The sequence below is a fragment of the Parvibium lacunae genome (genome assembly GCF_003335215.1).
Lineage (GTDB): Bacteria > Pseudomonadota > Gammaproteobacteria > Burkholderiales > Burkholderiaceae_D > Parvibium > Parvibium lacunae.
Genome location: NZ_QPGB01000003.1, coordinates 219,233 through 231,620 on the forward strand (window position 1 = coordinate 219,233; position 12,388 = coordinate 231,620).

The 12,388-nt window shown below is 53.2% G+C and carries 11 protein-coding genes and 1 riboswitch; of the genes, 10 read left to right on the top strand and 1 reads right to left on the bottom strand.

Annotation, left to right across the window (positions count from 1 at the left end; all coding sequences use genetic code 11):
- Nucleotides 1-32: 32 nt before the first annotated feature.
- A complete protein-coding gene (locus tag DU000_RS12815; protein WP_192878464.1) occupies nt 33-491 on the bottom strand; it encodes a hypothetical protein in 459 nt (152 codons plus the stop codon).
- Between the two features lie 227 nt (nt 492-718).
- Between DU000_RS12815 and DU000_RS08705 the strand changes: the two genes are divergently transcribed.
- The 10 genes from DU000_RS08705 to DU000_RS08750 all read left to right on the top strand — a co-directional run bounded on the left by DU000_RS08705 (nt 719) and on the right by DU000_RS08750 (nt 12,366).
- Entirely contained in the window at nt 719-940 is a 222-nt protein-coding gene (locus tag DU000_RS08705; RefSeq protein WP_147266987.1) for a hypothetical protein, read from the top strand.
- 9 nt (nt 941-949) lie between these two features.
- The gene (locus DU000_RS08710; protein ID WP_114402998.1) at nt 950-1,363 is read left to right on the top strand and encodes a DUF2141 domain-containing protein; all 414 of its coding nucleotides are present in this window, start codon (nt 950-952) and stop codon (nt 1,361-1,363) included.
- A gap of 10 nt (nt 1,364-1,373) precedes the next feature.
- Nucleotides 1,374-2,864, top strand: coding sequence for a carotenoid oxygenase family protein (locus DU000_RS08715; RefSeq protein WP_114402999.1), 1,491 nt, complete (start codon nt 1,374-1,376; stop codon nt 2,862-2,864).
- Nucleotides 2,864-3,961, top strand: a complete 1,098-nt coding sequence (locus DU000_RS08720; protein ID WP_114403000.1) for a sensor histidine kinase — start codon at nt 2,864-2,866, stop codon at nt 3,959-3,961. The genes DU000_RS08715 and DU000_RS08720 overlap by 1 nt, the downstream gene beginning before the upstream one ends.
- Entirely contained in the window at nt 3,958-4,794 is an 837-nt protein-coding gene (locus DU000_RS08725) for a LytR/AlgR family response regulator transcription factor (RefSeq protein ID WP_114403001.1), read from the top strand. The genes DU000_RS08720 and DU000_RS08725 overlap by 4 nt, the downstream gene beginning before the upstream one ends.
- An 87-nt stretch (nt 4,795-4,881) precedes the next feature.
- On the top strand, nt 4,882-6,651 hold the full coding sequence (locus DU000_RS08730; RefSeq protein WP_114403002.1) for a glutamine--tRNA ligase/YqeY domain fusion protein: 1,770 nt from the start codon (nt 4,882-4,884) through the stop codon (nt 6,649-6,651).
- 108 nt (nt 6,652-6,759) lie between these two features.
- Nucleotides 6,760-6,878, top strand: a riboswitch (S-adenosyl-L-homocysteine riboswitch).
- 29 nt (nt 6,879-6,907) lie between these two features.
- The gene (ahcY, locus tag DU000_RS08735) at nt 6,908-8,332 is read left to right on the top strand and encodes an adenosylhomocysteinase (protein WP_114403003.1); all 1,425 of its coding nucleotides are present in this window, start codon (nt 6,908-6,910) and stop codon (nt 8,330-8,332) included.
- Between the two features lie 118 nt (nt 8,333-8,450).
- Nucleotides 8,451-9,293 carry a methylenetetrahydrofolate reductase [NAD(P)H] gene (gene metF / locus DU000_RS08740; RefSeq protein WP_114403004.1) on the top strand — a complete coding sequence of 281 codons (843 nt, stop codon included), beginning with the start codon at nt 8,451-8,453 and terminating at the stop codon, nt 9,291-9,293.
- Nucleotides 9,294-9,424: 131 nt separating this feature from the next.
- A complete protein-coding gene (locus DU000_RS08745; RefSeq protein ID WP_147266988.1) occupies nt 9,425-11,050 on the top strand; it encodes a cyclic di-GMP phosphodiesterase in 1,626 nt (541 codons plus the stop codon).
- Entirely contained in the window at nt 11,050-12,366 is a 1,317-nt protein-coding gene (locus DU000_RS08750; protein ID WP_114403006.1) for a putative bifunctional diguanylate cyclase/phosphodiesterase, read from the top strand. Before DU000_RS08745 ends, DU000_RS08750 begins: the two co-directional genes overlap by 1 nt.
- The last annotated feature ends 22 nt before the right edge of the window (nt 12,367-12,388 follow it).

Sequence of the window (12,388 nt, forward strand, 5' to 3'; positions counted from 1 at the left end):
ACCAAGCACCACCATCATCCAAGGGTCAACGCTTAATTGGTTGCTTGTTTCTGCCTGGATTTAGGGATAGGCGGCACATATTCCCCTTCCACGGGCGTGTAGCTATCACGCGACTTGCCCCGCTCAATGGCTTTGCCTTCAACCTCTTTCGGTTCGTGGCTGGCGGCTGCTTTGCTATCTTTCTCCGGTTTTTTCGGTTTGGCCAGCTCGGGAGGGCTGCTGGCAGGCACAACCGTTTCAATCTTGTTTTCCCGCATGTAGTCGTTCATCTCTTTCCAGCCATCAAACACCGCAGCTTTCTTGGCATTGGTATTAAGCGCATAGCAATCCTCAATGGAACGCCCAACATGCCGGCATGCGGCCCCAATCGCTTTACCTTCTGCCTCCTGGCGCGCATTGACCTTGTCAGGGGTTTCAATCCCTAACTGATCGCACCCCAGCAAAACACTACTGAGGGCAACAAGACCAAAAACAAAGCAAGAGCGTGACATAAAAGAATCTCATTGGGTTTGTCTCAATGTCGGCAATTTCCGTGTTTTCTTGAATAACCGTTTGGGTACAGCGGCCATTGTTTAGGCTCAGCAATGGATCCCATGCATAAAAAAACACCAACCTCTAGCAACTCACGCCACGCTAGCCGCACTTCATCGCAAACGCCTCGTAAGGTCAATCAAGGCCGCCTACAGTTGAGACACGACCCACCCTTAACGAGGACTTCATGATGAAAATCATCCCGAATCAACAGAATACGACACCCAGCATTTGGGCTCACATGCTATCGCGTGCGCTGACAATTACCCCGATTTTATGGGCCATCGACTGGTTCCCAGATCAGCATATTAACTGGGCTTACTGGCCGACTGCTGCCTGGCTCGGCGTGCTGCTGCTGCGCCCGCTACAGAGCAAAATCGCCGAGCAATTAACCAAACTGGGTTGGTAGGAGCGCGCCATGAAATCAATGCCACTATTATTCGCTTTATTCATACCCTTGTTCGCTGGGGCAAACGAGCTCACCCTGCAAATTAACCTTCCTAGTAATCAAGCGGCTCCGACGCAGACTGTCTATATCGCGGTCTTTGATCAAGCGGGTTATTTACGCAAGCCGCTGCAAAGTCACCGCTTGGCACCCGATGCCCTGGCGCAGCGCACGCTCGTGCTGACAGACCTGCCCGGGGAAGCCGTTGCAATCAGCGCCTTTCTGGATAGCAACGGTAATCAAGTTCTGGATAAAAACCTACTGGCTCGACCAATAGAACCAGTCGGTTTTTCAAACCAGGCCAGCATGGCCTTCGGGCCCCCTACCTGGGCAGCGGTAAAGGTCTTACCACAAGGCCAGCGCATCGAAATTACCCTACAACCTTAAGGAGGCGACAATGGATTCTTCCCGTAGAGCTTACCTGAAAGCTGGTTTAGTCAGTACGGGCCTGGGTTTAAGTGGCTTGGGCCAAGCGAGTCAGGCATGGCGCCAAGCCTTTGCCCCAAGCACGATTGAGTTCGAATATGACTACCGTTCAAAGACAATTCCGGCTGGCTTAGCGGGTAATTTCTACCGCATTGGGCCAGGGCTTATGCATCTCAATCAAACTTGGTACCACCATTGGTTTGATGGCGATGGAGTGTTGCATCGGTTTCATTTTGGCGAGCAAGGCATGCGGCACTATGGTCGGCTGTTGCAAACGCCGAAAATAGAGCGCGAATGGCGTGCCGGGAAACGACTTTACACAACCTTTGGCACCGCCCTCGCTGACAGTGAGCCAGTCTATCAAATTGATGATCTCAACGTTGCAAATATCAATACCCTAACGCTCAACAAGCAACTTTACGCCCTGTGGGAGGCGGGTTCTGCATTGGAAGTAGAGCCAGATACCCTGCGCACCAAGGGATTTAAAGCATGGTCTCCCGAAACGAAAGGGCTTCCTTTCGGCGCCCACCCACACCCGGATTCAGATGGCTCGTGGTGGAATATTGGCTATCAGCCCGGTGCCGGAAAAGTGGTGTTGTACCATCTTAATCAGGCGGGCACGCTCAAACGACAAGCCGTGCTGCCGCTGCCTAATGCCGACATGGTGCATGATTTTGCGTTAACTGCGCATTATCTGCTGCTGCTACTCATGCCAATGAAATACGATACCAACAAGCAATGTGATGGTGGCTGTACTTCAGTTTCTCGCCTTGAGTGGCAACCTCAATCCGCAGGCTATGTGGCGCTGATTAACAAGGACACCTTGACACTCGAACAATTGATCGAAACGCCTGCTTGGGGGGTGTTTCATTTCGGTAATGCACGAGAAATCCACTCGCAAACCGGCCACCACATTCAATGTCATTTTGTCGAGCAACCCGACTTTGGCGCAAAGTTAGGCTGTATGGGTTCGCTGTTTGACCGTCAAACAAAGGGTCGCCAAGCGAATCAACAAGTTGGAGGGGTTTGGCATGAACTGAATATTGACTTAACGCGCAAAACTATCCGCAGTGAACGCCTAGTCCAGCATGTTGAATTTCCGCGCTTTGATGAACGATTGCAAACCCAGGCGCATCGCTATACCATTTTGTTGCAGAAGCAAAACGTGCGAAATCCAGAATTCAGCTTTGATACCGTGCTAACTTGGCAACATCAGCGGCAACGCTTACAACGCTTTCATTACGGAGCAAACTACTTGGTTGAAGAGCATATTTTCGTCGCAGACCCGCATAGCAACCGCCCAGAACAAGGCTGGATCATGGGTACCGCCTATCATCTGCCGACCCAGCGCACACAACTCAGTTTATTTCATGCGCAGCACGTGGAAGACGGTCCAATCTGCGTTATCAAGCTCCCTTACGGTATTCCGCCGGGCTTGCATGGAAATTGGGTAGCCACCTGATGACCGCAACGAACAAGCCCATCGACGGGTGGGTACCCTTTCTAAAAAGCTGGATGTTGGATGCAGGCGTCGTCATGCTATTCAACGGGCTAGTTGGCTGGATGGTCCACAGCATGACGGGTAAGCCTTTAACAGCTAGCTTAATCGCCAGCCAACTGATGGGCTTGAGCTTATATAGCTGTATTGCCACCCCCTTGAAATGGCGGTTCGGTCGTCACCGGGTCGCACCGGCTAGATTTAAGCTGGGGGCTATCGTATTGGGTAGTCTAATCGGGGTACTAGTTGGGTTGTTCCTGACGCACCACTGGGCGGTTGCGACCCCTGCTATCGCCTGGTCCTATCATCTGGATCAACCCCTGTTTTATCTGGTCATGAGTCTGGTGGTGATGTCGCTTAACGTTGCCTATTTCAGCTACCGTAAGCGTTTACAGCTCCAGGCTGCTGCATTAGCTCAAGCGGAACAGCGCCACACAGAAGCCCAACTAAGGCTCCTACAGGCCCAGCTCGAACCCCACATGCTCTTTAATGTGCTGGCAACGTTACACACCTTAATCGATAGCCAACCCGGCCAGGCCAAGGCCCTGCTAGAAGCCCTCACCGAATACCTGCGTAGCGGCGTTCAAGCTAACCGACAATCCTGGCATCCGCTGCGAGCCGAGTTCCAGTTTCTGTCGCACTACCTGAGTTTGCAACAACAGCGCTTTGGGTCGCGGCTGCGCTACCGATTCGAACTGCCAGAGGATTGCGCGGACATATCGGTACCGCCCTTACTTTTACAACCTTTGGTCGAAAATGCCATGAAACATGGCATTGAACCCGCCCTGAATGGCGGTGAGATTGAAGTGATTGCCACACGCCAGCAACACCAAGTGTGCTTACAAGTGAACAACCGTGTCACCCTTGGCTCTGGCGCAGCCACCACAACGCGCGGCCTCGGTACCGGGTTGAGTAACGTCCGCGAGCGTCTCGAGCTTTGTTTTGGGCCATCGGCGCGCCTCGATTTTCAAGCGCCGCTGGATACCGAGGAGCCAAATGCCATGACCCGAGTCACCCTCACCTTCACAATCCGCGAGCTTGCTCCTCCACCTCTGCCATGACTGCCACCCCCCGAATTTTGGTTGCGGAAGATGAACCGCTATTGGCGACACATCTGCTCAAGTTACTCCAGCAAGCCTGGCCTGCTGCCCTCTTGCTACCGGTCGCCCCACATGGGCACGCCGCCCTTGAGCAAGCCCTGTCCGATTTACCCGAGGTGTTATTCCTGGATATTCAAATGCCTGGCCTGACTGGCCTCGCCTTGATCGAACCTTTACTCGACGGTTGGCCCGAAACACGCCCACTGCCCTTAATCGTCTATGTCACCGCTTACGATCAATATGCCGTGAGTGCCTTTGAGCGTGCAGCGGTCGATTATTTGCTTAAACCGATCACGCTTGAACGCTTGCAGCAAACGGTAGGACGGTTGCAAAGTCAATTAGGCCTACAGGAACAGGCGCGCCAGCAAACGCCTGAAGATGCCAGCACATCAAGCCTGATGCAGCTGTCAATGGCGCAAATTCAGCAGTGGCAGCAAATCTGGCAACCCGCCAGCAGCAATGGTCAACCTCTTTTGCGCTATATCTCCGCCAGCGTCGGGAAACAAACACGGTTGATTCCGATTGAAGAGGTGCTGTATTTTGAGGCTGCTGACAAGTACGTGCGGGTTGTCACTCAACAAGACGAGACGCTGATTCGGACCCCGCTCAAAGACCTGCTGCCCCAATTGGATGCAACACAATTCTGGCAAATTCATCGTGCCATTGTCGTGCAAGCGGCGGCGATCAGTCACGTCCAACGTGATGAAAATGGCAAGCTGACCCTCTCTCTCAAGCAGCGCCCAGAGCGTTTACCCGTTAGTCGTTTGTACACAGAACGCTTTAAATCGATGTAGATTAAGCAGCCGGCTCCTGCCAGCCCTATCGCCGCAGCGTGTCAGCGCCTGCTAAAATGCAAGATTCCTATTTATGTCCGCTGCGCCATGAGCCACCCCACCCCAACTGAAGAAACCAGTCCGAGTAATTTCATTCGTCAAATCATTGAACATGATCTGGCTGCGAATAAATTTGCGCAACGTCGTTGGAATGGCGGTGCAGGTGACGCGAGTTTTCAGGCCCAAGGCCAACCCGACCCCGCGAAAATTCGCACCCGCTTCCCCCCTGAACCAAATGGTTATTTGCACATTGGTCATGCCAAAAGTATTTGCCTGAACTTTGGCTTAGCGCAAGCTTATGGCGGGGTGTGCCACATGCGGTTTGACGATACCAACCCCGAAAAAGAAGAACAAGAATACGTTGATAGCATTCTGGATGCCGTGCAATGGCTAGGTTTCGGCTGGGAAGCGAATGGCCAAGACCATTTGTTTTACGCCAGTGATTATTTCGACTTCATGTATCGGGCGGCGGAATACCTGATTACGGCAGGCCATGCGTATGTGGATGAGCAAAGCGCGGATGAGATGCGCGCCAATCGTGGCACCTTGACCGAGCCCGGCAAGCCCTCACCCTGGCGTGACCGCCGTGCCGAGGAAAATTTAGTGCGGTTCCGCGAAATGCGGGCAGGACAGCATGCCGATGGCAGCATGGTGTTACGCGCCAAAATTGATATGGCCGCCCCTAACATGAATCTGCGCGACCCCGCGATCTATCGCATTAAGCGGGCCGAGCACCACCGCACAGGCAATACCTGGTGTATTTACCCCATGTACACCTTTGCGCACCCAATTGAGGATGCGCTGGAACAAATCACCCATTCCATCTGCACCTTGGAATTTGAAGACCAACGGCCTTTTTACGACTGGCTGTTAGCCCGGTTAGCCGAAGGCGGTTTGCTCGCCGAACCCCTGCCCAAGCAATACGAATTTGCCCGGCTCAACCTGACCTATGCCGTCACCAGCAAACGCAAACTATTGCAGATGGTGCAGGAAAAGATTGTAGATGGCTGGGACGACCCCCGCATGCCGACTTTGGCCGGGATTCGCCGCCGTGGCTACACACCTGAAAGCATTCAACTCTTCTGCGAGCGCATCGGGGTGAGCAAAGCCGATAGCTGGATTGATTACAGCATTTTGGAAGGGGCGCTACGGGATGACCTCGACCCCAAAGCTGCCCGCGCGATTGCCGTCCTCAACCCTTTGAAACTGATTATTGATAACTATCCTGCTGGACAGAGTGAAGCCTGCCACGCGCCGATTCACCCACATCACCCTGAACTTGGCAAACGCGAATTTCCCCTCAGCCGCGAGCTGTGGATTGAAGCTGAAGACTTTACTGAAACCCCGCCCAAAGGCTACTTCCGGCTCTTCCCCGGCAATAAAGTGCGTCTGCGCTATGGCTACGTGGTGGAATGTACGGGCTGCGATAAAGATGCCAATGGCAACGTGGTGACGGTGCATTGCCAATATCTACCTGACACCAAGAGTGGCACGCCGGGCGCCGATAGCGTCAAGGTGAAAGGCAACATTCATTGGGTCAGCGCCGAACATGCCTTGGCGGCAGAAGTGCGCTTGTTTGATCGCCTGTTCACCGATCCACATCCGGATAGCGGCGGCAAAGACTTCAAAGCCGCCCTCAACCCCAACGCCAAACAAGTCATTCAGGCATACCTGGAACCCACATTGGCCCATGCCGCACCAGAAAATCGCTACCAGTTTGAACGACACGGCTATTTCGTCGCGGACCGCAAAGATTTTCAAGCAGGCCAGCCGGTATTCAACCGAATTGCCACCCTGAAAGATAGCTGGGGTAAGTAACGGTAAAAATGCTACATTCGCCACCTAATTCCCCACCTACAGTGTTGGGGATTTTTGCCGTTAGTCTTGGGGTTAAGCCAACTATCGCCGATGTTGGTATAATATCGGTCTGTCGAGGAGCGCTGCAAGGATAGTTCACTCTATCACCAGGCTCGACATTCATGGAGTAGCGGAGCACTGGATTCTCTCTAAGCTTTCGACTACATCGTAAACTGCGCTCGCATTCTTCTTTTTTGCTATGAAAGGAGGGCGCGAGATGAGCGCCGTACTGAATACCCTTAATACCCCCGTTAAAGATTATGTGATCGCCGATATCAGCTTGGCTGATTGGGGTCGCAAAGAAATCAAAATCGCCGAAACTGAAATGCCCGGTCTGATGGCGATTCGTGAAGAATACGCCAGCCAGCAGCCATTGCGCGGGGCACGGATTACCGGCTCTTTGCACATGACGATTCAAACCGCCGTGCTGATCGAAACCTTGCAAGCCCTGGGCGCCGAAGTCCGGTGGGCATCCTGCAATATTTTCTCGACGCAAGACCACGCCGCCGCGGCGATTGCCGCGAATGGCACGCCAGTATTTGCGGTTAAAGGTGAAACCTTGGCCGAATACTGGGATTACACGCACCGTATTTTTGAATGGCCAAACGGCGAATACTCCAACATGATTTTGGATGATGGTGGCGATGCAACCTTGTTGCTGCATCTCGGTACGCGTGCCGAAAGTGATGCCAGCATTTTGAACCACCCCAGCAGCGAAGAAGAAACCTGCTTGTTTGCCTCGATCAAAGCTAAGTTAGCGCAAGACCCCAAGTGGTATTCCGTGCGTTTGGCGCAAATCAAAGGCGTGACCGAAGAAACCACCACCGGCGTGCATCGTTTGTACCAAATGCACAAAGAAGGCAAACTCGCCTTCCCTGCCATTAACGTGAATGATTCCGTCACCAAATCTAAATTCGACAACCTGTATGGCTGCCGCGAATCGCTGGTAGATGGTATTAAACGCGCCACCGATGTGATGGTGGCGGGTAAGATCGCCGTGGTGGCGGGTTATGGCGACGTGGGTAAAGGCTCTGCCCAAGCGCTGCGTGCACTCTCCGCGCAAGTTTGGGTGACCGAGATCGACCCGATCTGCGCCTTACAAGCGGCGATGGAAGGCTACCGTGTGGTAACGATGGACTATGCCGCCGACAAGGCCGATATTTTCGTGACCGCGACCGGCAATTACCATGTGATTACCCATGACCATATGGCCAAAATGAAAGACCAAGCCATCGTCTGCAACATCGGTCACTTTGACAATGAAATTGATGTTGCCGCGATTGAAAAGTACCAGTGGGAAGAAATTAAACCTCAGGTTGATCATGTGATTTTCCCCGACGGCAAGCGGATTATTCTGCTGGCCAAAGGACGCTTAGTGAACCTGGGTTGTGGTACCGGCCATCCTAGCTACGTGATGAGCTCGTCTTTTGCCAATCAGACGATTGCGCAAATTGAGTTGTTCACCCGTACAGCGGATTACCCGGTGGGCGTGTACACCCTGCCGAAACACTTGGATGAAAAAGTTGCCCGCTTGCAATTGAAGAAATTGAACGCACAGCTGACCGAGTTGACGGATGCCCAAGCGCGTTATATTGGCGTAGAGAAGGCTGGCCCTTACAAACCAGAGCACTACCGCTATTAATGAGCAAGAGGGGCGACCTGCCCCTCATTTTTGAATGAGAGAAAAATGACGCCAGCTACGGCTAACGTCATTTTTCTTTTATAGTCTTATCGGTCTGTTATTCCATAATGAGGTAGCGATGTCGTCATCGACCCCCATCATCAGCTTCGAGTTTTTCCCGCCCAAAACAGCCGAAGGCATGGCAAAACTGCAAGCAGCCCAACAGCAATTAAGTGCTTGTCAGCCCAAGTTTTTTTCAGTGACGTTCGGCGCAGGAGGCTCAACTCAAGATCGCACACTGGAAACCGTGTTAGAAATCCAACGCAGCGGGGCCGAGGCGGCGCCGCACCTGTCTTGTGTGGGCTCCAGCAAAGCGAATATTCGCCAGATTCTGCAGGCTTATAAAAGCCATGGGATTCGACACATTGTGGCCTTGCGGGGTGACTTGCCCTCCGGCATGGGCGAAATCGGCGAGTTTCGTTATGCGAATGAACTGGTTGAGTTCATTCGAGCGGAGACCGGTGACTGGTTCAACATTGAAGTGGCTGCTTACCCCGAGTATCACCCCCAAGCGCGGTCACCCCAAGAGGATTTGCAAAACTTTATCCGCAAGGTCAAAGCTGGCGCCAACTCGGCAATTACCCAATACTTTTATAATCCAGATGCCTATTGGCATTTTGTCGATACCATGTCACGGGCAGGTCTCCATCTGCCGATTTACCCCGGCATTATGCCGATCACGAACTTCACCCAACTTGCTCGCTTTTCTGACACCTGTGGCGCTGAGCTACCACGCTGGGTGCGCCTGAAGTTGCAAGCCTATGGCGATGATGTTGCCTCAATCCGGGCGTTTGGTCAGGATGTCGTGCTTGGCTTATGCCGAAACCTGCTGGAAGGGGGCGCCCCTGGGTTACACTTCTATACGCTCAATCAAGCTGGTCCGAGTCTCGCACTGTGTCAGCAGCTCAATTATCCACAGTGAGTTAGCGGGATAGCGGTCGCAGCGCACATTGGATTGGGTCAATACTGCCCTCAGTTAAAAAACAGACTGGCCGTTATCTCGGTGTAAGTTAAGCGCATAAAATAAAGCGAATTGGTATCAGGGGACTGAGATTGGACTACGTCGAAGTATCTGTCAGCGAACTTCAGCTCGGCATGTTTGTCGCCGAGCTAGATCGCCCGTGGCTGGATACCCCCTTCCTCTTACAAGGCTTTGTGCTCGACGATGTCGCGCAACTCGAGATGCTGCGCAAATATTGTCGGGTTGTGTATATCGACCGCACACGCAGCTTGCCTGAATCCGTTCAACATCTACCGATACAGCCAGCAGAACGTAATCTGCCAGAGCAGGCCCCGGTAATACGCGTCCGCCGGATTCGTGTTCATGCCGAACCGACTACCGGCTCTCAGCGCAGCGCACACAATCGCCCAGCCCCGGAAGAAGAGGAAGCAAACGTCTCGGCAGAATCAACCGCCAAGCAGTCCAAAGAGGGGGCGCACCGTGTTCCGACTGCGCCCAAGGTCGTGATTTACGGCACAACGCCACGCCCGGCCTCCGCTAGCACCGCAGTTAAATTTAATGAATTACTGGTTCAGGCAGAAGTGCAAGAACAAGCAATCCATGAAAGTTTGGCGAGTCGCTTGCTCAACACCCTCAGCCGACTGTGGGGCGGGAAGAGAGGGACCACCCCAGCGCCACTGCAGGCTGCAGGTCTGGATACCAGTATCGAAAATCCCTTTATCCCTGGCACAGAGCTTACCCTTTACGAGAGCACCCGAAGCATTGAAGAAGAATTACCCGCCGCTCGGGTTGCGCTGCACAAAGCGGCGACTGTGCTGGATAAATTGGTCGAAGATATTCGCAATGGGGTTGATCCGACCCTGGCAGACTTTGATGGTGCGGTCAGTGACATGGTGGATAGCGTGATTGCCAACCCTGACGCATTAATGTGGGTCGCGCGCCTGCGCCAGGGCGACGCGCAAGCATATAGTCATGGCTTAAAGGTAGCCATTTACCTGATCGGAATGGGCCGACAGATTGGACTGCCACGCGAGCATCTCAACCAACTTGGCTTGGTTGGGATGTTGCTGGATATTGGAAAATTAAAAATTCCACGCCTACTTTTACAGCGGGCAGGAACCCTGAGTGATGATGAGTACGCCACAGTGCAGCAACATGTGGCGCGCGGGCTAGAGTTGTTACAGCAACAATCTAGCTTGGCGGAAGCCGTGTTAACCGGGATCGCCCAGCATCATGAACGCTTGGATGGCTCCGGTTACCCCACTGGCTTGCAGGGCCATGCCATCAGCCTCTATGGCCGCATGGCTGGGATTGTCGATACCTTTACCGCCATGACCTCGCCGCGCCCCTACGCCCAAGCCTACTCAGCCTACGATGCCCTAGCGCATCTTTATGAATGGAGTGGGCGCTTATTTCATGAGCCGTTGATTGAGAAATTTGTGCAGGCGGTCGGTATTTATCCCGTCGGTAGCCTAGTTGAACTGAGTACCGGGGAAGTGGCCATCGTTTTAGCGCATAACCGGGTGCGGCGCTTGCAACCAAGGATTTTAGTATTGACTGGGCCGGATAAGATCAGCCTGAAATTTCCCCGCGAATTAAATTTACTTTATCAATCTGAAACGGTTGATGGACAACCGATTCGCATTGCGGCTGGCTTACCCGCTGGCAGCTACAACCTAGATGTGCGCGACAATTACCTGGCGCGGCAAGGGCAATAATGCGTTTTTTCAACCCTGGCCTCGCCACAACCCGTCCTAGCGATTTTCTCCATGCTTGTGAGTTTCACCTGGAAAAGCTGGAACACCAGCACGAGCAGCAGCCCGATGCCGCGCAAAAACTCGCGGTGCTATGGATTAACCTAGGTCGTGACGACCGGATTGCCGCGCTCGCGAATCAGGGTGACTCACAAAAGCTCAATGGTGAAATTTTGCACCGCCTAACACAAGCGCTGCGCCATGAAGACCGAGTCTGTTTAGCCGATCCCAATCAGGTCTGGATTTTGCTGCCGCAGCTCCCCAACCTCGCCTTTGCAGAGCTGGCTGCCACCAAAATCCGGCAGACTCTGGAAACCCCGTTTATGATTGAAAATCGGGTTTGGCAATTACACCTGACGATTGGGATTGCAGCCAGCCCCGACCATGAAACTGACCCGCTCGGCCTGCTGAATGCTGCCGAACAGGCGGCCAAAGTCGCCACTCGCCAGCAAGAAGGCTACACCATCGCCGCATTTCACCAGCGCAATCACCCGCAAACCCTAAGGGCTCTGCAAAATGAGTTGCGTTGGGCGCTGACCGACAATAGTCTCGAGGTTTACTACCAGCCCCAAATTGATCTACGCACTGGCGCTTGTGTTTCTGCCGAAGCACTCATCCGTTGGCAACGCAAGCCTGGAGAGTGGGTGGCAGCGGATCAGATTGCCGCGATGGCGGAAGCCAGTGGCATGATGTATAACCTGACCATGTTCGTGTTGCACACAGTGGGGCGCCAACACAGTGAGCTACAGGCGCAGGGATGTAAACTCAAATATGCCATTAATCTCTCGGCGAGTATGCTGGATGATCCTAATCTCGCTGCCGCAATCAGTGACGCCTTAGATATTTGGGGGATTCCCCCTGATCATATTGTGATTGAGGTTACCGAAAGCTCGATCATTAATGATGTTGAGCGTGCCATCAAACGGTTCAGTGAGTTGCGAGCGCTCGGTATGCAACTCTCCATCGATGATTTTGGCACTGGCTATTCCTCGCTCGCCTATTTGCGGCGCTTTCCGCTGAATGAACTCAAAATTGATCAAGTTTTTGTCCGGGGAATGCTGGATAATCCGGGGGATGCCAGAATTGTGAAGTCAGTGATTACCCTGGCGCATACATTTGATTTACTGGTGGTCGCTGAGGGCGTCGAAAATGCCGAGATCGCCCAGCAACTGCAGGCTTTAGGCTGCGATATCACCCAAGGATATCATTACAGCCCGCCGCTCAATTTCAGTCAGTTTAAAGTCTGGCTCAGTAAGCATACAACCGCGCCACCGCCATGACTGTGAGATGGCTGCGGTGACG

Excerpts from the sequence above, each read along its gene's own strand:
- DU000_RS08750 (WP_114403006.1), top strand. The coding sequence starts at position 11,050 with ATGCGTTTTTTCAACCCTGGCCTCGCCACAACCCGTCCTAGCGATTTT.
- DU000_RS08705 (WP_147266987.1), top strand. The coding sequence starts at position 719 with ATGATGAAAATCATCCCGAATCAACAGAATACGACACCCAGCATTTGG.
- DU000_RS08715 (WP_114402999.1), top strand. The coding sequence starts at position 1,374 with ATGGATTCTTCCCGTAGAGCTTACCTGAAAGCTGGTTTAGTCAGTACG.
- DU000_RS12815 (WP_192878464.1), bottom strand. The coding sequence starts at position 491 with ATGTCACGCTCTTGCTTTGTTTTTGGTCTTGTTGCCCTCAGTAGTGTT.
- ahcY (WP_114403003.1), top strand. The coding sequence starts at position 6,908 with ATGAGCGCCGTACTGAATACCCTTAATACCCCCGTTAAAGATTATGTG.
- DU000_RS08720 (WP_114403000.1), top strand. The coding sequence starts at position 2,864 with ATGACCGCAACGAACAAGCCCATCGACGGGTGGGTACCCTTTCTAAAA.
- DU000_RS08710 (WP_114402998.1), top strand. The coding sequence starts at position 950 with ATGAAATCAATGCCACTATTATTCGCTTTATTCATACCCTTGTTCGCT.
- DU000_RS08725 (WP_114403001.1), top strand. The coding sequence starts at position 3,958 with ATGACTGCCACCCCCCGAATTTTGGTTGCGGAAGATGAACCGCTATTG.
- metF (WP_114403004.1), top strand. The coding sequence starts at position 8,451 with ATGTCGTCATCGACCCCCATCATCAGCTTCGAGTTTTTCCCGCCCAAA.
- DU000_RS08730 (WP_114403002.1), top strand. The coding sequence starts at position 4,882 with ATGAGCCACCCCACCCCAACTGAAGAAACCAGTCCGAGTAATTTCATT.